Origin of the sequence: Mucilaginibacter straminoryzae, from assembly GCF_022953055.1 — a bacterium.
In the GTDB taxonomy this organism is placed as follows: domain Bacteria; phylum Bacteroidota; class Bacteroidia; order Sphingobacteriales; family Sphingobacteriaceae; genus Mucilaginibacter; species Mucilaginibacter straminoryzae.
This window is the reverse complement of the sequence record NZ_JALJEJ010000001.1, coordinates 712,584-731,890: the sequence shown is the minus strand read 5'-3', so window position 1 is coordinate 731,890 and position 19,307 is coordinate 712,584. Positions and strand designations below refer to the sequence as shown.

Here is a 19,307-nt window from a genome sequence, read left to right as displayed (position 1 = left end):
GTGTTACTGATGATATGTCTGATCACAACAAATCCTCGGTTTACGGCGCCCTGTTTGCCAACCTTGCTATTGCCGTTATGAAATTTATTGCCGCTTTTATCAGCGGCAGTTCTGCCATGCTCTCAGAAGCCATCCATAGCGTGGTAGATAGCGGTAACGGCCTGTTATTGCTTTTTGGGATCAATCGCAGCAAACGCCCTGCCGACGAGGATCATCCCTTCGGGCATGGTAAAGAAATTTACTTCTGGTCGCTCATTGTATCCATTTTAATTTTTGGTTTGGGCGGCGGCATGTCTTTTTACGAAGGTATTGAACATATTAAGCATCCCGAAGAACTTACAGATCCGTTCTGGAACTACATGGTACTTGGTGGCGCATTTGTATTCGAAGGTATTTCCTTTGTGATTGCCATTCGTAATTTTAATAAAGAAAAAGGCCCGGGAAGTTTCTGGGAGGAACTGCGTAACAGTAAAGACCCGGCAGCCTTCGCGGTGATCTATGAAGACTCGGCCGCCCTGCTGGGCTTGATCATTGCCTTTTTGGGTGTATTCCTTGGTCACCAGTTTAACAATCCGTTTTTCGATGGCTTTGCCTCTGTCCTTATCGGTATCGTGCTGGCGCTGGTAGCGATCATCATGATTGTGGAAAGCCGCGACCTGCTGATTGGCGAAAGCGCCCGTTCTGAAATGGTTAAAGGTATTTGCCAACTGGTATTGAAAGACCCTGACGTGATGACTGCACGCACACCCTTGACCATGCAGATGGCGCCTGACGATGTGCTGGTTTTGTTGGATGTACAATTTAAAGATATTACCAATACGGATATGGAATTGGTGATCAGCAGAATTGAAAATAACATCCGGACAACCTACCCTACTGTAAAACGCATTTTTATAGAAGCGGGGAATATTGTACAGGCCTAAGGGCCCAAACAAATCACTTTAACGCCGGGTTAAACCTATAAATAACTACACCATGATTAACACTGAACATCCGAAGGAAGAAAACCAGCCCGACGATTCACAAGAACATACCATTAAGGGTTCAAATACGATTAAAGATCCGGATGACTGGACTACCGGCGACGAACCCATGACCGGCGCGCAGGAGTCTTACCTTAAAACATTAGCTTCTGAAGCGGGTGAACATTTCGACGAGAAATTGACGAAAGCCGAAGCTTCTAAACGAATTGACGAGTTGCAGCACAAAACCGGTCGCGGATTAAATAACGATTAACAGTAATGCCGAAGATCCCGCCTACAGAAGTTAAACGTATTGGCATTTTCAGGGTGTTGCAACTGGGCGACATGCTATGCGCTATTCCGGCTATTCGTGCACTACGTGCAGCGTATCCCGAAGCGCGCATCACGCTGATTAGTTTGCCCTGGGCGAAAAGTTTTACAGAACGCTTCAACCAATATTTCGACGACTTCGTACACTTCCCCGGATACCCGGCCTTACCCGAGCAACCTTTTGACGCGCGCAAAACCGTCAGTTTTTTAAATGCAATGCAACAGGAGCCTTTCGACCTGCTATTGCAAATGCAGGGGAACGGCACCATCGTCAATCCGTTAATTGAATTGTTTGGTGCGAAGCATACAGGTGGCTATTATAGCGATTATCGGCCTAACGAAGAATACTTTTATCCATACCCCAACCACGGGCACGAGATAGACCGGCACCTGGAACTGATGGATTTCCTTGGCATTGAACCACAAGGAAGACATTTGGAATTTCCCATAACATCAGCAGATGAAGAGGCACTACAAGCGCTAAACCTACCGATAGAACGCGGCAAATACGTTTGCATCCATCCGGGTGCCAGGGCTACTTCGCGGCAATGGCCGCCAGAATATTATGCAGCACTCGCCGACTATGCCATAGAAAGCGGCTACCAGGCTGTATTAACAGGCACCAAAGAGGAGGCTCCGATATTGGAACGTTTAATAAGCCACATGAAGCACCAGCCAATAAATACGGCCGGACAAACGTCTGTCGGTGCGGTAGCCGTGCTGATCAAAAACTCGGCAGCCCTGGTATCTAACTGTACCGGTGTAGCGCACATCGCTTCTGCCTTGCAAACACCAAGCATTGTCATTAGCCTTGATGTGGAACCAGAAAGATGGGCGCCCCTGAACCGCGAACTTCACCGATTAATTATCTGGGCGGACCAGCCCGACTATGAGGTTGCCTTAAACGCGTTTAAAAATTTACTCGTTAACCGTTCAACTGAAACAGTTGAATAACATAACGCCAGTGATTTAAGAAATTTGTTTCTCCATCACAATCATCTCCATCGGATCATTAGATCTTCTGATACCGAAACGCTCCTCTGTATGGAAAGGTCTTACCTCGCCGGTAGCTTTATATCCGTTCCGTTCGTACCAGGCAATCAGTTCCGCACGAGTGGAGATCACCGTCATAGTAACCGCATTACAGCCTTGTTTACGCGCCTCCGCCTCGGCTGCTGCAATCAGTTTGCGGCCTATCCCTCCGCCCTGTAATGTTGGTGATACGGTGAGCATTCCCAAATAAAGCTGGTCGCCTTTTTTCTCGACGTACACGCAACCTATAATTACACCACCTTCATTCGTATATTTCAAAATTTTCGCGTTCTCGTCTTGCAAATATGCCAGCATCATTTCGTCATCAATGCGTTGGCCATCTAACAAATGTGATTCGGTTGTCCATCCGGCTTTGGAAGACTCGCCCCGGTAAGCACTGTTCACTAATTGGGTAAGTTCTGCAGTGTCTGCAACTGCTGCTTTAATAATTGGCATGAAACAAAAATAAAATAAGCGCCCGAATTTGATTCGCAAACAGAAAAAAGTTTACCCGAAGCTTTTCAAAAATAAACCCCGGCAAGTTATCCTTACCGGGGCAAAAAAAATCACCTCCATGAACTATTATTCGTTCTCGTTTTTTGGCGCCTGTTGCTTGTGCATCATAGCAGCCACCTGCGGGTCAGGCGTAACATTACTCATTCCCACCTGGATCTTATTTTTCATGCCTGAAATCACTTTATCATCATTGCTCATCAAGGCTTCGTAACCGTCTTTAGCCACATCTGCCGGGTTGCTTAAACCCGAATCAAGGATCTTACTATCCAGCATGTCTGCTTTGTTAAAGAAGTCGGTATTTGTTGCGCCCGGCATTAAGGCTGTTACCACCACGCCTTTATCTTTCACCTCTTCGCGGATAGCTTCACTAAAAGATAATACAAAAGCTTTTGTACCATGATACACTGATTGTAACGGGCCAGGCAAACGGCTTGCAATAGACGCCAGCTGTAATATTTTACCATCGCCACGAGCAACCATATCTTTCAGGAAGCACTTGGTTAATACCACCAGCGAACCGATGTTCAACTGGATAATATCCAGTTCGCGGTTTATGTCGGTATCGATAAACTCGCCATACTGACCCTGGCCGGCATCGTTTACCAGCACATCAATCTGCATACCCTGATTTTTTACCTCCTGGTAAACTTCAAAAGCCGCTTCGCGGTTAAATAAATCTTTGGCAATTGTAGTTACCTGGACGCCGTACTGCTGCTGCAATTCAGAAGAACAACGCTGTAGTTCTTCCTGGTTGCGGGCTACCAGCACCAGGTTGTATTGATCCTGTGCAAATAGCTTCGCCAGCTCGTATCCAATTCCACTTGTTGCACCGGTAATCAGTGCACACTTATTCATGCTTGACATAGGATTTAATTTAAGTTTTTAACTATAAATTAAACCACGTATATCCACTGATGTTTGTTAAATTTTAAATTAAGCCATCAAAGGCCGTTCGGATACAATTTAGTTAGCATGCTGCCGCCTGATGATCTCGTCCCTGATGACCGCACACTTCTCATATTCTTCTGTAAGAATATAGCTTTCTATTAACTGTTGCAGCTCTATAATAGATTTGGAAGCATATTCAAGGCTTTTGGTAGTTAGTGCAGAAACCGGTAAAAATTTACCGTCAGAGCTTAGGAAACCCCATGAAGAGGCACTACTGGTTTGTTCGTGGTTCATATCCTTAGTTTAATTAGGTAACCACAAGTTAAAAAAGCACTAGCAGAAAACCAAGCGCTATTTAAAATTTTTTAACAATTATTTAAGATTTTTATAATCCTCGCGGGCAGGAGAAAAAATATCGATCAGCCTGCAATCAGTAACAGCCTTCCCGCTATGTAAAGTATTGCCCGGGATAACGGCGTATCGTTGTGCGTTGAGCACGTGAGCAACGCCATCTATCGTCAGTTCAAATTCGCCTTCCAGCACAAAGCTCATCTGCTCGTGAGGGTGCTGATGGGTAGGGACGGTATTCCCTGCCTTTACATCAATAAAATTAACGGTATTGGTTGCGGTATGAATCAGTTTAGAAAAATAGCCGGGCGCTATTTCTTTAACGGGGATATCTGAAAATGAAAAAATGTTATTGTTCATAAATGGCTTGTATTTCAACTGGGTGCTGCAGCTCGCCCGCCAGCAGTTCTTTAACTGCATTTAGCACATCATCTACGCAAGGCATGGGAATTTGCTGCGCGCTAAAATACTTATTTACATGAACGATCACTTCATTTCTGCTTTGCGCTTCAACCGGGACTTCAAACGGCAACACCTTACATGGAACCTGCCATGGCGTATGTTGCGGATTGGTAAGCGCATACAACACCACTGTAGGGACACCCAGCGCAGCGGCGATATGTATAGTTCCTGTATTCACTGAAACCAAAATGGGCGACCGGGCAACTAATACAATAAATTCATTCAGATTAAATAGCCCTGCTACGGGAAAAGCACCTGTACCTATCCCATACGCAATTTCCTCAGCCAAACTCTTCTCGGAAGCTGCACCGGTAATTAATAGTTGATAGCCTAGTTCATCAATGACCCTTCTGCCTGCTTCTATCCAACGCTCTACCGGGTACTCCCGTTTGGGTTCACTTACACCGGGATGCAGAATTAGCCAGGGTTGCTGTTCATTCACCCCTGCTTCACGTAGCTTTTGCTCTAATAAGAACTCATTAATATCCGGCACGTTCAACCGTAAGTGCTCGCTGGCTGTTTTTGCGCCGATAGCGGAAACCAAATCCAGATCTCGCCGAACCTGGTGCCGGATAAACTCGTAAGGCTCTTTATCAGGCACCCAATGATTGATCAGCTGATAAGGATTTTCCCGGCAATAACCCACACAAACCGGAATACCTGCCAAGTAAGTAAGCATGGCAGCAGGTAGCGGGCTTTGGCTGTAAACCGTAAAAATAACAGCAGCGTCAAACTGCCTTTCACGAATCTGCTCAACAAGGCTATAAAACGCTTCACTTTTATCGTGCTCATTAGTTTTTACCCATGGCACATTATACACCATCACCTCGTCTATTTCATCTATCAAGTTGGCTACGCCTACTGCCATTGCCGAGGTAAGTACGGTGATCTTCGCGCCGAAAGTTTCCTTCAGCGCCGCAATCGCCGGTGACGACATTAACAGATCGCCCATGTTGTCCAGCCGGATACATAAAATGTTTCGGTAATTGTGGGTCATGTTTAAGCTTTGAGGTGATAGTTAAGCTGATCTCTTTTTAGGTAAAGCAGTGGCAATGTAATGCGCTGCGTAGGCCAGGTTATTGAAAACCTGTTCCGGCTCGCGGTATTCGTTATCTTTTATCCATTCTGTTTCGCCGCCATTATCTATTAATATCGTGCGGCAGCCTGCACGGTTTCCGGCTTCGACATCATTCAGGATATCGCCCACCATCCACGATTCCGATAGATCTACATGATGCTTCTCTGCGGCTTCGATCAGCATACCAGGCAACGGTTTGCGACAGTGACAAGCTATTGCGTAATCTGCTACACTCCCTTCCGGGTGATGCGGGCAATAATAGAACCCTGTTAAATGAATACCGTACTCCATTAAAAGTTCGCAGATGCGGCGTTCAACATCAGCCAGTGCTTCCTCACGAAAATATCCTTTCGCCACACCGGCCTGGTTAGAGATGATGATCAGCTTAAAACCTTTATCCTGTAACAAACGCAACCCGGCAATAGCACCGGGTTTAAGCGTAATCAACGCCGGATTTACGTTATACGGGATATCGTCTATCAGCGTATTGTCCTTATCCAGAAAAACGGCTTTATACGTCATATTAAGCAGCTTTACTTTTGCTCTTAAGCGATGTTTGAACAAACTTTTTGCTATCCGTTTCGGTAAGCATCCGAATGTAAAGATCACTGATCTTATCTGCTACGCTTGCCCAGGTAAAATAAGCGTTTACCCTTTCCAGCGCATTTTTTCCCATATCTTCCAGCAGATCTTTATCAGCTGTAAGTTCTTCTATACGGCCAGCTAAAGCTTCCGGATTTTCTGGTGGCACCAGGGCGCCCGTTTCTCCATCAACAACGGTATACTTTATTCCGCCAACATTCGAACCGATCACCGGTGTACCACAAGCCATCGATTCGAGCGGAGTAATTCCAAAAGGTTCATACCATGGGGTGGTAATAAAAATATCTGCTGCGGAGTAGTAGTATTTCAGTTGTTCGCGGCTTTTACGCCCAACAAAACGTACCGACGCTTCTACACCTAACTCCTTTGCAATTTGTAGCAACCTGCCTATTTCCGGGCATTGCACCGTGTCTGGCAAATCAGTCTCGCCACCTACCACCAGCAGGCAGAACGATTCAGGATTTTTCAGTTTAGACAGTGCACGTATCACATTATCTACACCTTTCCGTGGCACCATTCGCCCTAACTGTAGTAAGATATGCTTGCTTTCATCCACACGAAGCAACCGACGGGCAAGCGATTTTGGTACGTGATAAAATTCGGTATGACTGAACCCGCACGGAACAGTTACGATTTTATAAGCCGGAGCGTGGTAAAGGCTGATCAGATCATCACGGTCTTGCGGACATTCTGCAATAATGTAATCTGCTTTTCTCACCATATCCTCTTCAATCTGTAACCGCTGCTTCGGGAACTTGTCACTATCACCCTGATGTATGCGACGTACACGTCCTAAAGCATGGAACGTAACTGCAAAAGGTATCTTTAAAATTGCTTTCAGATCTGCCGCTACTAATGCCGACATAAAAAAGTTAGCATGGGTGAGATCATACCTTATTTTTTCCGACTTTATAAATGCCAGTACGCTGCGTGTAAACTCAGGCATGTATTGCAACAAGTCTTCTTTAGCAACAACCTGAACCGGCCCTGCTTTTACATGCACCACCCTAACACCCGGAACCCATTCGATCACCTGCGGTGCAGACGGATCTTCCCAGCGGGTAAACACATCCACATCATACCCGCGGGCGCCTAATTGACGTGCAACCTGAGCCACATATACGTTTTGCCCTCCGGTATCCACTCCGCCAAGAGTAGCTAAGGGTGAAGCATGCTCGCTGATAAATGCAATTTTCGGATTAGATTTCATAGGTATTGTGATGATGTGGGAGATGTTTATACTAATGCTAAATATGGCCGGGCTTGCTTTTTCGAAATCTTATCGGTTAGCAAACTTTCCCATTGATAAATAAATCGTTGCAGCGAGAAACGATCTTTGGCTACCTGCTGACCAGCTTTTCCAATATTTCCTGCCAGGTCGCGGTCATCAATCAACTGCTGCATACTGCGAATCAGCTGATTCACATTTGTAGATACAAACCCTGTTGAACTGTCGGTAACAACGGTTGAAAGCCCAACTGTTGCCAGGCCTACGACAGGCGCACCGGCCATCATGGCCTGGTATAATTGCTGGCAGGAAGTGGAGTATCTGACAGGGCTAAAAACAAAACGATATTCTGAAAGCAAATAAGGCAGCTGTTCGAAGGAAGCATCCCTTACACCTAATGTGCCGTTACCATGGCCAATCAGATCGAGCGGAATATGCTCCCGTACTTTTAAAAATACATCGAGCCCCAGCCAGCGCCCTTTCGCAGGCAGGTGATCCAGCAGTACTAAGCCTCTCGGTTTATTGCCGCTATAATTGATTTCTGCGTCAGGTGCACCCGGCTCTATTACAACCGATTCCTGCGCGTTGTTATCCCACATCAGGTCGTTGTAATGACTTACATGTACGATAGTGACATTTGTATCATGAACAATGTGCTGGCTGTTTGTGGGGTGCGGCCGCGGCGGTTCATGTTCAAGGTAGAATTTTGGCAGCTCCCGCTGGTTTTGAGAAAGTATGTCGTACTGATCGTGTAAATAATTTTCTTTTGATTGAAAAAGAATCGCATCTATATCTAAAAAACACACCTCTGATGCAGGCACCTCCACTACGTTATCAGGGTAAGGATAATAATTACCCCGTCCCTGGTAACCAGGTTTGTTGCTATCTTTAACCGGAACGTAAATCAGTACATTTGCCTGAGAAAGATTGAACAAATAAGCCGGGTTTACATTCCAGGTAAAAATCTTAAATATTGATTGAATCATTTTTTTCTTAATAAGATAATTTATCTACCCAATAAGCACACCAATTTCTTATTAACTTGATTATTTTACCCAAAATCACTTCTGACAAAAATTCAGGAGTACAGAGTGACAGCCAACTGACTACTTTACGATACTATACCATCCTGTTTAAAAGTCAGCTTAGCATTTTGTAAATAAATCTGAATGATCCGCTGAAGGGAGTCGGGTTTAAATGAGAGAAAAGGAACAAATTTCTGTGAAGGAAAACGCGGTTTTAAGCCTCAAAAGAGGATGATAACTAAACAATGAAGGGTTCTTTAGAAAAAAGGAATCTCTTAATTAACCTGTCAGAAAAACTATACACTAACTTATTTCTGTAGAGCACAGCCCCACAAGCGCATTTGAGGCCAGAGCTGCCGCTGAGCGCAAATAACAACAATCAGTTGTATTAAAAGCAGTTTTCCGAAGCGAGCAAGGTCTTTCAAATTTTACTTTTAATTAAATTGCCAATTTTACAGGAGTACAGAGATTTCTTTAAATGTATTAATGGCGGCTATCATACCGGTTTCGACTTTGCCAAAGCCATAAGCAGCGAAAATAAAAGGCACACCAGCTTTCGCGGCAGCATCATAATCGCCCATGGTGTCGCCTACATAAACAGGTTCCTGTAACTGATAGTCTGCTACCACATCTTTAATATTCTCCCATTTGGGCTGGCCTTTAGTTCCATAACATTGATGACCTTCGAATAACCCGGCTACATCATCCATCTTCAGGAAAGTATCAATATAACCGCTTTGACAATTGCTGACGATAAACAACCGGTAACGGGCCTTCAAGTCCTTCAATGTTTCAGTCAGTTCAGGGTAAAGCGCGCCACCCTCCTGGTGTAAAACCTCCAGTTCCTTTTTTGCGGCCAGCGCTTTAAATTCGTTTCGCTGTTGCGTATCCAGGTAAGGGAACAGTTTTTCAAATATCGCATCATAAGCCATACCGGTAATCGACCGCACATCGGCCACCGTAATGTCGTCCTTTATATAATCTACTTCTGTTTTAGCAGCCTGCCAGGCTTTAGCTACATTTTCAGTAGAATTCCAGAGCGTACCGTCCAAATCGAATATAATACTGTCGAACTTATTCTTGAGATTTTCCATAGAAGCGTCAAAAATAGGATTTAAATAGTAACAGCACTCCCATTTTTTAATCTGATTGTTACATTGCTCGTTACAACATAATTACCCTAACAGGGTTAATGGCTTAAACTACACCATATGCACAAAGGCGGTTTTGTTACTTTTTTCCTGATCTTGTCGCTGATCAGCTTTTTATTAGACTGGTATGTTTTCTCCGGCCTGAAAACGCTTACGCTCGGCTGGCCTTCCCGCTACCGGATCATATTGCTGGCTGCCTTCCTTATCATTTCTGTCGGCATCACCATATTATTGATTACCGGCTTCAGCAGCTTCAGTACCGCGCGCGGGATGACACCTTTCCATGAATGGGCACTCAGCTTATTTTTGACTATCCTGGTTTCAAAACTGGTCTTCGTGATTGTGCTTTCCCTGGGAGATCTCGGGCGGTTTATTACCGGTATAATTAACAAAACACAGCACCGTAAATCACTGGAAAGCGATAGCTATTTCCCTTCGCGACGAAAATTCATCAGCGAACTGGCTTTACTAATTGCAGCCTTTCCTTTTGCCTCTTTCCTATACGGCATGTTCAAAGGAAAGTACAATTATAAAGTCCACCGCCAAACACTATATTTTGATGACCTGCCTGAAGCTTTCGATGGTTTTACCATCACACAATTATCAGACATTCACTCAGGTAGCTTTGACAACCATAAAGCGGTTGAAAAAGGTGTGGCCTTAGCCCAGGCCCAAAAGTCCGACCTGTTTGTATTTACCGGCGACCTGGTAAATAATGCGGCTTGGGAAGTAGAACCTTTTCTGAACACTTTTAATAAACTGAAAGCGCCTTACGGCCAGTTTTCTATTTTAGGCAACCACGATTATGGCGACTATATTCAATGGAACAGCCAGGAAGAAAAACGGCAGAACCTCGAGACTTTAAAGCAACACCATGCAGCGTTAGGATACCATTTAATGTTAGACGAAAGTGTACGGCTGGAGAAAAACGGCCAGTTTTTAGAACTAATAGGTGTACAGAATTGGGGACGGGGATTTATACAAAAAGGTAATTTAGATAAGGCGTTATCAAACACAGCTAAAAATTCGTTCAAAATACTGCTCTCGCATGACCCTACACATTGGGAGGAAATTGTACGCTACCATCCAACGCATATTCATGTAACCCTGTCCGGACATACCCACGGCGCCCAATTTGGCGTAGAAACGGCAGGTTTACGATGGAGCCCGGTACAATACCGGTATTTAGACTGGGCTGGCCTGGCAGAACATAACGAGAGATATTTATATGTTAACCGCGGCTTTGGCTTCCTGGCATTTTCTGGCCGGGTAGGTATATGGCCAGAAATTACTGTTTTGACGTTACGAAAAAAGCCCGCTGATAAGCAATCGGTATAATATTTGTAAATAGTATGTTAATTATTTTCAACGCCCATGTTATCGACTGATATTTACAATTGTTATTTTTCCGTAGCCGAAGAATCTGATTCTATTATTAAATACTTCGACCAATACGCTAAAGGTCAGGCCCATCAACAATCGCTGTTGGAATTTAAGTACATCCACCGCAACATAAAATTCATTTACAAAAAACTAATATCGGTTTTGTGCAACAAGTCTTTGTGGAGTAATTATGCTACTGACTGCACCAATTATCTTTACAATGCAAGCGTGGCTAATCAAACCCGATTATCAGCAGAACTGACCTTTTTGACTGAAAACAAAGAGAGCATTATCGCTCAACTGGGCTACATGCTGAATACAAGCGTGTTTGAAACCGATCTTAACTTTTTGCAGGCTTGTTTAAATAAGCTTCGTAATGCGCATTTAAAATTCCGTAGTAAGATAGAAGGTCAGCAATATCAACAACAATACTCTATCGCGAGTTAATTATCCCGCCTGCCGGGAATCGCCGCCCAACTGTTCGCGCAATTCTTTCAGTTCTATTTCATAAGCACGCATGCGTGCCTGCAAAATATCTACCTCTGTTTGAAGGGTTTGTATTTCTGTTATCAGTTTAACGGTATCGCTCTTTACCAGTTTTTTCTCGCCCGTCCCCAGGATGATCCATTCCGGCGAATACTTCAATTGAAAACATAGCTTACGAATCAGGTAATAGCTCATCTCCTGCTTCTGGTTTACAATCTTACTGATAAAGCCCTGATCGACGCCAATAGCATTGGCCAAAGCCAGCTGACCGCCGTTTTCTTTAACAATAATTTTGAACCTTTTAACTACTGCATCTTCAGCCATAAATAACAGGTAAACACCCTTAGTTTGTGCTCACAATATTATTACTTTTCACGCTATTCGAGAATTACAATCGAAAAACTTAGCATCGGAATAAAACACGTATAAATCACAACTTTAAATTTTAAAATATTAATATATATTTAGCTATTTAATTTATTATCCCGATACTCAATTTGGCAAAGATTCTGATCATAGAAGACAACCAGGATATACTGGAAATAATGGGGTATATACTTACTACCGAGGGGTATGACGTAGCATCATTCCCGGATGCTTCCTTTATAGAAGAGCTTCATGATATTAAGCCAGATCTTATTTTAATAGATGAATTACTGCCGGAAGTAAGGGGAAGTGAAATTTGTGCCAAATTAAAAGCGATACCCAAATACAAACACATTCCTATGCTACTGGTATCTACTATACCTAACATTAGTAAAATAGCCGAGGGTTGCAGCGCGGATGGGTTTATAGAAAAGCCTTTTGACATTAGCGACCTTTCTACTATTATCAAAAGATTTTTAAATCGGGCTTAATCCTCGTATTCTTCTTCCAGGTACCTAAGCTTCTGCACCATTCTGTTCAGGTTGGCATCATATCCTTTTAAGCTAATCTGCTTGTTGCGGTATTTTTCTTTCAGCTTATGCAGGTCTGCGGCTAACTGCTGGTATTCGTCGCCAAGTTCCTTACCCTGATTTTCCCGTATGGCTTTGGTAATCGTATGTATCTTGTTTTCCACCGCTTTCTGAAGATAAAGCTGCGGCACATCTTCATTACTTTCCATAAAAGCTTTAACCGACCTTTTCTTGAGCAAACCGACAAGTAAAAGCAGAAAAGCAAGCGCACCTAAAACGCCGAAAACGATATTCAGATCCATCAGAGATAATACGGTTTATATTGGTTTAACAATATTACAAAATATTCCTCAATAGGCTTAACTAACGATAACATCCTTTAATGATTATGCTTTTTATGAATATCCTTTACCAGGCAAAGTTTTTTTATTTCGGATTTCTTAATTACAAAGGGCGCGTACTTCAGCCTGTTGCCGATCATTTCGGAAGTATTGTCTGAATGGGCGATCACTTCGTCTTCATTGTCACCGGCCAATAAGCGTTTGTACATTCGGTAGTCACCCCATTCTATATAATAAACCTCGCCCGGCAGTATCTTCATATCGTGAATAATCTTTAGCGCTACCCAGCAGCCATTCTCTAAATACGGGTACATAGAATGCCCCCATACGGGCAAAGCAAAGTCGCACTCTTCTATCCCAGGGAAATTCATCCGCCCTACCGGCTGGGCGTCATTAATGTCGTTGTATACCTCGACGCCAGATGCAGTGGCGATTACTTCGTACATAGGTATCCCCTCCTCCTTCTGTACCAGAGTTTTTCGATCCGTCTCTTTCGGCTTATCCAGGTAATCCTTATAATACTCTTTAAAAGTTCTGAATTTATCCGGGTCTATATTTTGCCTATTCTTTATTATTTCTGTAATTGAACTCGGCGAGTTGAAGCCCAAAATCTCTGCCAGCTCGGCATTACCATTAAAAGCCTTCCCCTTTAATTGGTTATATAATATAATAAACTCCAGTGTTTCTGGCCGTATGGTCTTGATTTTGGCGTTTTTTTGCTCGCTCATTTTATTTTAAACTTTTTACAGAAATTATTTGTATTTTACAGAATATTCTGTATTTTTGTTTTGTTCAAATTCAACAACTATACAAATATAACTTTATTAACTACAAAACAAAATACAGAAATGCACCTGGCCTATCGCTCAACAAATCACCAGCAACAGGAAAATACCATACCAATGGAAACTATTGAAAACGAAACTGTAAGACATAACGGGCTGGAAGCCTACTACCAAATTTGCCGTAAATATGAACAGGAGATTGAAGCCATCAGACGCTATTTCCCCAATTGGCAACCACCATTCAACTTTAAATAACCTTTAACTGCTTAACCCCTTGTTATGGAAAGCCTGATAAAAATATCTCAGAAAATTAAGACAGAACTCTGGTGGCTCATCATCTCTGTCGATTTTAACTACAGCCGCATTTGCATTGCTGATTATGACCTGGACGAAAACCAGCTGGTACTGTGGCTGGAAGATAAACACGATTACAAAAACACGCTGGACGAATGCCTGCAGCTTCAGGTTCCGCTAAAACAGTTCGGGCGGCTGATCAACAATGAACAGCTAAATAGTTATGACGTTAGCGAAATGCATCCCGAAAATAAGTTTGTTTATCGTTCACGCAGAATCATTAACGATGCAATCAACTGGTATCGCAATGATGCTTCGCTAATACAGCAACAATGGGCACGCGAAGCATTGCTTAAACATGTACTTACCCAACTGGTAGAAAATGAAATCTTTGTTTACTAATATGCCAAAAGGCATAATCAGCAAGTAATGGACAAACACTTTTTTCACTCAAAAAAATCTTTGCAGGAGTGTGTAACCAGCTATTTCAACTACATAGCGGGCGAATATCACCTGGAGCAATTACCCGTAAAAGGAAAAGAGGGTCTATTGACAGAACAGCGGGTTTGGGACCGCGACCCTGAACCGCCCACCCTCAGCGGCTTAGCCTACTGGCTTGGCTTAAACAGCCGTGGCGCTTACATACAATACGAGCAGGAAGGCAAATACAGCGAGATTTTAAAACGTGCCCGCTTGCGTATAGAGGCAGAATACGAGAAGAAACTTCACCAGCAATCGGCTACCGGTGCCATTTTCGCCCTGAAGGCAATGGGCTGGAATGAGAAAACCGATCTCCCTTCATTCCTGGCAGGTAATGTTAAAATAGAAATAGTGGATACGCAGTTCGCACCGGCATCATCAGAAAAGGAAGTCATCATCAATCTTTAAGCTATGTTTAAAACCACTATACTTTTCAAGGCCAATTATCACTCAAAGGCTCATGTTGTCATCAATCAGGGCGGCACAAGTTCTGGTAAAACATACGCCATCCTGCAGGTTTTATTTTGCCTGGCTTGCGAACAGGCGGGGCAGGTGATTACGGTAGCCGGGCAGGATATCCCTAACCTGAAGGCAGGCGCACTCCGCGATGCGCTCAACATCTGGCAAACGTCGCCAGCGTTGCAACCCCACATTAAGGGATATAATAAGACAGACCGCGTGTTTGAATTCCATAACAGCTCTGTACTGGAGTTTAAAAGTTACGATAACGCGCAGGATGCCAAGTCGGGCAAAAGAGATTATCTTTTTGTAAACGAAGCGAACGGCGTTAGCTGGGCTGTTTATACTGAATTGTCGCTACGTACAGCTAAACGAATTTTTATTGATTACAACCCGAATATCGCCTTCTGGGTACATGAACACCTGCACAATCAGCCAAGTGTAGAACTGATCATCTCTGACCATCGTCATAACCCGTTTTTAGACGAAGACTTCCGCAAGAAGATAGAAAGCCTGAAAGAAACCGACACGGAGCTATGGAAGGTGTATGCAAGAGGACTAACCGGCAGGTTAAGCGGACTGGTATTCAACAACTGGTTTACCTGCGCTGAAATACCTTCAGAGGCCAAACGCATTGCTTACGGGTTAGATTTCGGCTTCACCAATGATGAAACCGGCCTTGTTGAAGTATTTCTGCACAACGGCGAATTATGGGTGAACGAGCTGATCTACCAAACCGGGCTAACGAACCAGGACATTGCCAGGCAGTTTACCAACCTTGGAGTTTCTAAAGCCGTAGATATTATTGCCGATAGCGCCGAACCAAAATCAATAGAAGAATTGCGGCGACAGGGCTGGCCTGTTGTAGCTGCCAGCAAGGGTGCAGACAGCATAAAAAACTCGATAGATATTTTAAAGCGCTACCGCATTAACGTCACCCAAGGCAGCAGTAACCTGCGTAAAGAACTATCGCGCTACTTGTGGAAGACTGACCAGACCGGTAAAACCATCAACCAACCCGTAGACGCCTGGAACCATTTAATAGACCCCTTACGATATGTGGCGCTTAAAAAACTGGCAAAGGCGGTTCCCGGCAAATTAAAATCGCGCTTACCCTGGCAAAACAATGCCTTTAACACCGTATCAGAAGCACTTAAAGTATTATAAAAATGATCAAGCAAAACATCAAAACTACCCTGGGCAGCATCACCCTATCCGTACCGGATCAACTTGGAGAAATTAGCCTGGGACAATTGATTGCCATGCAGGCGAAAGAAAACCTGAGCGATATGGAAGCCATCGAGATCTTGTCGGGCACACCGCTTACCGAACTTCAGAACATCAAAAACCCCGGCGATCTTGACATATTCAACGCCCCGCTACTAGCCCTTTCTGCGGCTATCAAAAATCTGTATACCAGCGATAGCCTTCCTTCCACAGTTAGCTTCAGAATAAACGGGCGCAATAAAACAATTAAAGTAGCTACCAATCTGGGTGTAGAACCGGCCGGCGCATATTTTGCCGCCAGGGACATTATTACCGATGAAATTACCCGCCACATTGAACAATACGGCGAAGAAGACTGGAAAAGCAGCTTCAACCCTTCGTTAAATTCATGCGCACTCATTCTGGCTCATTATTTCTACTGTGTGGCTACAGGTTTGCCCTATAGCGAGCAACAGGCAGAAGAATTTGCAGAACAGGTAAAGCAATTAGCCTTTACCGATGCCCTGCCCATAGCCAAGTATTTTTTTTTGAGCTATCCAAACTTATCGAAACCGAAAACAGGCTTCTGGCAACGCGTTCAACTGCGCTGGAAGAAAAGGCCGGAATTAAGTCTTTTCAAAAATTTGGCTACGTCAATACTATTAACTCGTTAGCTGGGGGTGATATCACCAAATGGCAGCAAGTACTGAATATCCCTTACAACCTGGTACTTACCAAACTACTGCTTAACCAGGCCGAAGCAACTTATCAGAAAAAATACACCGAGCTGATGCAATCGCATCAGTAAGCTTTTAAAATAAAATTATGGCAATCAGAAATCAGATCGAGGCTATCGTTCAAAGCCTCAGCAATACACCTTCCTTTATTTATGGCTCGGCCGCCGAGTTGAACGTACTCGCGGACGATACATCGTTCCCCTGTGTTTTTATGTATCCCTTACAGCCTTTTGTGATCGAACCAAAGGCGAACGGTTCTGTCGATAATACCTTCACGGTGTATCTAGAATTCCTGTTCCAGACGGAATTTGATCAGTACACGTCAGACAATGAAACCTATATCAGCCAGGCATTGCACCTCGCTAACGAATTCCTGGTAAAAGCATCCACTTACCGCGAAGGGGAAGGCCGCTATTTTAAAGTTAAGGCAGGCGAAAAGGCAAAATGCGCTCCTGTTTATAACAAGTATGATGTCAACACCACTGGCATCAGCCTTACCGTCACGCTGTCCACCATGTATTTCCAAACCTATTAACGCTTAATCATGATATTCAGAATTAATAAATTAGACGCTAAGGTAGTACCTGAAAGCCCTGGCAAGTACCATGTCGACTACAACGTTTACCTTGAAGTATACGACGATAACAATCAGCCTACCGACGGTAATTACGTCTCTGTTTTCGTACGCCAGGATTCTTCAAACGGCCAGTCAGAAACCGTAGAATATAATATTCCAGGACAGCGATTGCTACTCTTTTCCGGCACAGTAGATCAGGTAAGCCAGAATGGCATTACAGAACTGTTAACGTTTACCGTTGTAAATTACACAGTTCCATCAAGCCCGGCACCCGTATATGGCGATGTCCGGATCAATGCAGTAAACATTGACCAAAAAGCGTCAGCTGCGAATGCTACAGATGCCCGCATCACCATTAATGCTTTTGCTACTTATGGGCCGGTACAATACAGCGTAGATGCTCTTGCCTACCAATCCTCGGCAACTTTCAGCGGTCTTTCGGGCGGTGTACATACGGCTTATGCTAAAGATGCAACCGATGCTGTAGCTAGCCTGCCCTTCACCATACCGACAGTTCGCAGCCTGCTAATTGCAGATCCGTCGGTCACCCTTCCGGGTGGAAATATCAGTAGATGGAATGCCGCTTTTAACCCTATCGTCTTCACTTACCAGCGAAAGGATTTTGAAGTGATTAATATTCAAAACGGCCCGCAGTCTGGTGGTACTACTTTCAGTATTAATGGAGTTGTTTCCAAGATCAAAAAAGGCGACCAGGTGTATGTTAATGCCGGAGCGTATAACGGAATTTATAATGTACTGGATGCTTCGGGATCACAACTTACGCTGGATGTACCATATATCGTTGGCACTGGAACAACAGGCTTTATGAACAGCAATACCCTGCGCAGCTATTATAAAGTAACCACCAGGGTAATTTACCAAGATAAAGAAACCGGGTTGATGAAAAGTATCAACTCTGAAAACCGACCGGATGCTAAAGGCGTTATCCGGGCAGATCTTTCCAGCTTTTTGCAGAGCCTGTTATTTGCAGCAGACAACAGTAATTATACGTTAACTAATTACCGCGATACCAACCTGAGTGCCAGTTACCAGGTGGCCTATCAGGAAAGCTGGGTAGACGAAAACCAGCAGGAACAAAAGGCAGATGAGATTACAATTGCCGAACCTTATTACATCACCTATTCCGCCCGGCAATTGGGCAGCAAATATGGCGGCAACATGGCGGTATATATTCCTTTTAAAACAGTGGCCAGTCCGGATTTCAGGGCGCAGTGGGTAACGGATTTTGCAGAGCCGGCATTCAGTCCTGGTTATCCGTTTGATATTGGCTTTATTTACAGCGAAGATCTGGTTGGACTTAATTTGTATTACGAACTGACCATGCTGGATGCCAACCGCAACCCGCTATCAGACGGTATTTTAACGTCATACCTACTAAACGACAACAACTCTTTTCTACTGCAGCAGGATGGCGGCAAGTTCATCATCAGGCAAACAGCGACAAACACCACCGGCGTTCTACTCCCAAATCAGTTGGGGTTAAACCGACTACTGATTCAGCCAGACCTTCCGCCCGAAGCCAGTTATTTGAGTATCGTGCTGAAATACCGAGATACTGACAACAACCCTGTCCCGGTTACACAAACGCAAACCATCCGAGTTGATGATGCCGTGGAAGATAATTCCATCTACCTGCGCTGGATCGGACTAAGCGGGTCGTGGAATTATTACCGCTTTGTTTATAACCAGGAAGTTTCGCTGGATGTACAGAATGCGGTGATCGTTAAAAAATTTGTGACCGACTGGGAAAACCAGGAAGGTATAGAAGAAGTGATCAGCAAAAATGCAGGCAGTAAGATAAAGCTGATGGCCGAAGATCTTTCCATCGCAGATATCAAAGGTCTACAATCCATTAAGTATTCGCCTAAAGTGCAAATGCTGTTATCGTCCAACCCGGTTAAATGGCAAACAGTGGTAATCAATACCGCCACATATACCGAGTACGAGACCCGCTACGGCCGGTACCAGTTCAGCGTAGTATTCAACCAGCCTTCGTTAAATATCCAAACCCAGTAGACC

General features: G+C 44.0%; 25 protein-coding genes. 13 read left to right on the top strand and 12 right to left on the bottom strand.

Annotation, left to right across the window (positions count from 1 at the left end):
• Positions 1-14: 14 nt before the first annotated feature.
• The 3 genes from MUY27_RS03175 to MUY27_RS03165 are packed head-to-tail and all read left to right on the top strand — an operon-like array spanning position 15 to position 2,246.
• Positions 15-923: a cation diffusion facilitator family transporter gene (locus MUY27_RS03175; RefSeq protein WP_245128523.1), complete on the top strand. Its 909-nt coding sequence runs from the start codon at positions 15-17 to the stop codon at positions 921-923.
• A 52-nt stretch (positions 924-975) separates the two neighbouring features.
• Entirely contained in the window at positions 976-1,236 is a 261-nt protein-coding gene (locus MUY27_RS03170) for a DUF3072 domain-containing protein (protein WP_245128522.1), read from the top strand.
• A gap of 5 nt (positions 1,237-1,241) precedes the next feature.
• Positions 1,242-2,246 carry a glycosyltransferase family 9 protein gene (locus tag MUY27_RS03165; protein ID WP_245128521.1) on the top strand — a complete coding sequence of 335 codons (1,005 nt, stop codon included), beginning with the start codon at positions 1,242-1,244 and terminating at the stop codon, positions 2,244-2,246.
• Positions 2,247-2,261: 15 nt separating this feature from the next.
• Here the strand turns inward: MUY27_RS03165 and MUY27_RS03160 are convergent, their stop codons facing one another.
• From MUY27_RS03160 to MUY27_RS03120, 9 genes are all read right to left on the bottom strand, one after another.
• On the bottom strand, positions 2,262-2,780 hold the full coding sequence (locus MUY27_RS03160; RefSeq protein WP_245128520.1) for a GNAT family N-acetyltransferase: 519 nt from the start codon (positions 2,778-2,780) through the stop codon (positions 2,262-2,264).
• Between the two features lie 126 nt (positions 2,781-2,906).
• Positions 2,907-3,695: an SDR family NAD(P)-dependent oxidoreductase gene (locus MUY27_RS03155; protein WP_245128519.1), complete on the bottom strand. Its 789-nt coding sequence runs from the start codon at positions 3,693-3,695 to the stop codon at positions 2,907-2,909.
• Positions 3,696-3,803: 108 nt separating this feature from the next.
• A complete protein-coding gene (locus tag MUY27_RS03150; protein ID WP_245128518.1) occupies positions 3,804-4,022 on the bottom strand; it encodes a hypothetical protein in 219 nt (72 codons plus the stop codon).
• Between the two features lie 78 nt (positions 4,023-4,100).
• Positions 4,101-4,436, bottom strand: a complete 336-nt coding sequence (locus tag MUY27_RS03145) for a cupin domain-containing protein (RefSeq protein WP_245128517.1) — start codon at positions 4,434-4,436, stop codon at positions 4,101-4,103.
• Positions 4,426-5,535 (bottom strand): glycosyltransferase family 9 protein, encoded by a 1,110-nt coding sequence (locus tag MUY27_RS03140; RefSeq protein ID WP_245128516.1) that lies wholly within the window; start codon positions 5,533-5,535, stop codon positions 4,426-4,428. The genes MUY27_RS03145 and MUY27_RS03140 overlap by 11 nt, the downstream gene beginning before the upstream one ends.
• A gap of 21 nt (positions 5,536-5,556) precedes the next feature.
• Positions 5,557-6,138, bottom strand: a complete 582-nt coding sequence (locus MUY27_RS03135) for a D-glycero-alpha-D-manno-heptose-1,7-bisphosphate 7-phosphatase (protein ID WP_245128515.1) — start codon at positions 6,136-6,138, stop codon at positions 5,557-5,559.
• A gap of 1 nt (position 6,139) precedes the next feature.
• The gene (locus tag MUY27_RS03130) at positions 6,140-7,429 is read right to left on the bottom strand and encodes a glycosyltransferase family 4 protein (protein ID WP_245128514.1); all 1,290 of its coding nucleotides are present in this window, start codon (positions 7,427-7,429) and stop codon (positions 6,140-6,142) included.
• Between the two features lie 26 nt (positions 7,430-7,455).
• A complete protein-coding gene (locus tag MUY27_RS03125; protein ID WP_245128513.1) occupies positions 7,456-8,433 on the bottom strand; it encodes a glycosyltransferase in 978 nt (325 codons plus the stop codon).
• Positions 8,434-8,924: 491 nt separating this feature from the next.
• Positions 8,925-9,566, bottom strand: a complete 642-nt coding sequence (locus tag MUY27_RS03120; protein WP_245128512.1) for an HAD family hydrolase — start codon at positions 9,564-9,566, stop codon at positions 8,925-8,927.
• A 117-nt stretch (positions 9,567-9,683) separates the two neighbouring features.
• On the opposite strand from MUY27_RS03120, the gene MUY27_RS03115 reads away from it, so the two are divergent.
• Complete coding sequence (locus MUY27_RS03115; RefSeq protein ID WP_245128511.1) at positions 9,684-10,961, top strand: metallophosphoesterase; 1,278 nt, start codon at positions 9,684-9,686, stop codon at positions 10,959-10,961.
• Between the two features lie 36 nt (positions 10,962-10,997).
• Complete coding sequence (locus MUY27_RS03110) at positions 10,998-11,453, top strand: hypothetical protein (protein WP_245128510.1); 456 nt, start codon at positions 10,998-11,000, stop codon at positions 11,451-11,453.
• On the opposite strand, the gene MUY27_RS03105 is transcribed toward MUY27_RS03110, so the two are convergent.
• Positions 11,454-11,816: a helix-turn-helix domain-containing protein gene (locus tag MUY27_RS03105; RefSeq protein ID WP_245128509.1), complete on the bottom strand. Its 363-nt coding sequence runs from the start codon at positions 11,814-11,816 to the stop codon at positions 11,454-11,456.
• 173 nt (positions 11,817-11,989) lie between these two features.
• Here MUY27_RS03105 and MUY27_RS03100 point away from each other — a divergent pair, with 173 nt between their 5' ends.
• On the top strand, positions 11,990-12,349 hold the full coding sequence (locus tag MUY27_RS03100; RefSeq protein ID WP_245128508.1) for a response regulator: 360 nt from the start codon (positions 11,990-11,992) through the stop codon (positions 12,347-12,349).
• On the opposite strand, the gene MUY27_RS03095 is transcribed toward MUY27_RS03100, so the two are convergent.
• Together MUY27_RS03095 and MUY27_RS03090 are read right to left on the bottom strand one after the other, a co-directional pair.
• Positions 12,346-12,690, bottom strand: coding sequence for a hypothetical protein (locus MUY27_RS03095; RefSeq protein WP_245128507.1), 345 nt, complete (start codon positions 12,688-12,690; stop codon positions 12,346-12,348). The genes MUY27_RS03100 and MUY27_RS03095 overlap by 4 nt on opposite strands.
• A 77-nt stretch (positions 12,691-12,767) precedes the next feature.
• On the bottom strand, positions 12,768-13,457 hold the full coding sequence (locus tag MUY27_RS03090; RefSeq protein ID WP_245128506.1) for a S24 family peptidase: 690 nt from the start codon (positions 13,455-13,457) through the stop codon (positions 12,768-12,770).
• Between the two features lie 174 nt (positions 13,458-13,631).
• Between MUY27_RS03090 and MUY27_RS03085 the strand changes: the two genes are divergently transcribed.
• From MUY27_RS03085 to MUY27_RS03055, 7 genes are all read left to right on the top strand, one after another.
• Positions 13,632-13,769: a hypothetical protein gene (locus MUY27_RS03085; RefSeq protein WP_245128505.1), complete on the top strand. Its 138-nt coding sequence runs from the start codon at positions 13,632-13,634 to the stop codon at positions 13,767-13,769.
• 24 nt (positions 13,770-13,793) lie between these two features.
• Positions 13,794-14,210, top strand: coding sequence for a hypothetical protein (locus MUY27_RS03080; RefSeq protein WP_245128504.1), 417 nt, complete (start codon positions 13,794-13,796; stop codon positions 14,208-14,210).
• Positions 14,211-14,237: 27 nt separating this feature from the next.
• Positions 14,238-14,696 carry a DNA-packaging protein gene (locus tag MUY27_RS03075; RefSeq protein ID WP_245128503.1) on the top strand — a complete coding sequence of 153 codons (459 nt, stop codon included), beginning with the start codon at positions 14,238-14,240 and terminating at the stop codon, positions 14,694-14,696.
• Between the two features lie 3 nt (positions 14,697-14,699).
• Positions 14,700-15,914: a PBSX family phage terminase large subunit gene (locus MUY27_RS03070; RefSeq protein ID WP_245128502.1), complete on the top strand. Its 1,215-nt coding sequence runs from the start codon at positions 14,700-14,702 to the stop codon at positions 15,912-15,914.
• Between the two features lie 2 nt (positions 15,915-15,916).
• Positions 15,917-16,627, top strand: coding sequence for a hypothetical protein (locus MUY27_RS03065; protein ID WP_245128501.1), 711 nt, complete (start codon positions 15,917-15,919; stop codon positions 16,625-16,627).
• Between the two features lie 151 nt (positions 16,628-16,778).
• On the top strand, positions 16,779-17,225 hold the full coding sequence (locus MUY27_RS03060) for a hypothetical protein (RefSeq protein ID WP_245128500.1): 447 nt from the start codon (positions 16,779-16,781) through the stop codon (positions 17,223-17,225).
• Between the two features lie 9 nt (positions 17,226-17,234).
• Positions 17,235-19,304: a hypothetical protein gene (locus tag MUY27_RS03055; protein WP_245128499.1), complete on the top strand. Its 2,070-nt coding sequence runs from the start codon at positions 17,235-17,237 to the stop codon at positions 19,302-19,304.
• Positions 19,305-19,307: the final 3 nt, after the last annotated feature.